The 750-nt window shown below is 43.5% G+C and carries 1 protein-coding gene; it reads left to right on the forward strand.

The window, feature by feature from the left end:
- Positions 1 to 112 precede the first annotated feature (112 nt).
- Positions 113 to 328, forward strand: a complete 216-nt coding sequence (locus ACCI49_RS24900; RefSeq protein WP_371841954.1) for a hypothetical protein — start codon at positions 113 to 115, stop codon at positions 326 to 328.
- Positions 329 to 750: the final 422 nt, after the last annotated feature.

The raw sequence follows: 750 nt of genomic DNA on the forward strand, positions 1-750 counted from the left end.
TATAAAACACACTAACTATCAATATTTATCGAATAAGCTCAGTTTTACAACTAAAACTCAACCATAAAATAGCACTCCAATAATTCGTAAATTTATCTCCGAATTTATAGAGATGCCCATTAAAGGATCACCAAAAAAGATTGAAAAAATTCGCACAGGCTTCGGCGGTGGGGATTGTGGCATACCAATGACCATTGGTCAGGCCTATGTTATTTTCTTCGAAAATGAGCAACATCATATAGGCTCATGTGGTGCTTCTGGTCAGATACAACGATATCAAGAAAAAGAGTTTGTACAAAAGCTCAAGGGGCTTGTCGGTGAACAATAGCCCTAATTCGGGTAGCCGGTAGTTTCTAGCTACCGACCCCCACACCACCCATCGTGCGGGTCCGCAATGGGCGGCTCCCTATCCGTAATGAATTTCTACCCAGCGATCACGTAACGAAATCAAGCCCATCTTTTCGAAAAACTCATTATTGAGTGCAATGTGAATACCCTCAGTTTTTGCGCTTCGCCAGTAACTTTTACCGGACGAACCGCAAGTGACAGCTAGTGACTCAGTCACACCCATACGTAGTCGACCCTGAAAAAAGTCTCCAGACCTTGTGGCACTAGGACCACGTGAACATATGACATAGCCATTTCGACCAGTTTTCGCTATTCTGATCCAAATTTCTGGTCGAAATGCTCAAGGATAATGATGCTCACGGACACCGATCAGTACCAACAAACCAGCTTTTTTGGCACCGA

Source organism: Microbulbifer epialgicus, assembly GCF_041447265.1.
In the GTDB taxonomy this organism is placed as follows: Bacteria; Pseudomonadota; Gammaproteobacteria; order Pseudomonadales; family Cellvibrionaceae; genus Microbulbifer; species Microbulbifer epialgicus.

What these genes read in the sequence shown, in the direction of transcription:
- ACCI49_RS24900 (WP_371841954.1), top strand. Translation starts at nt 113, where the DNA reads ATGCCCATTAAAGGATCACCAAAAAAGATTGAAAAAATTCGCACAGGC.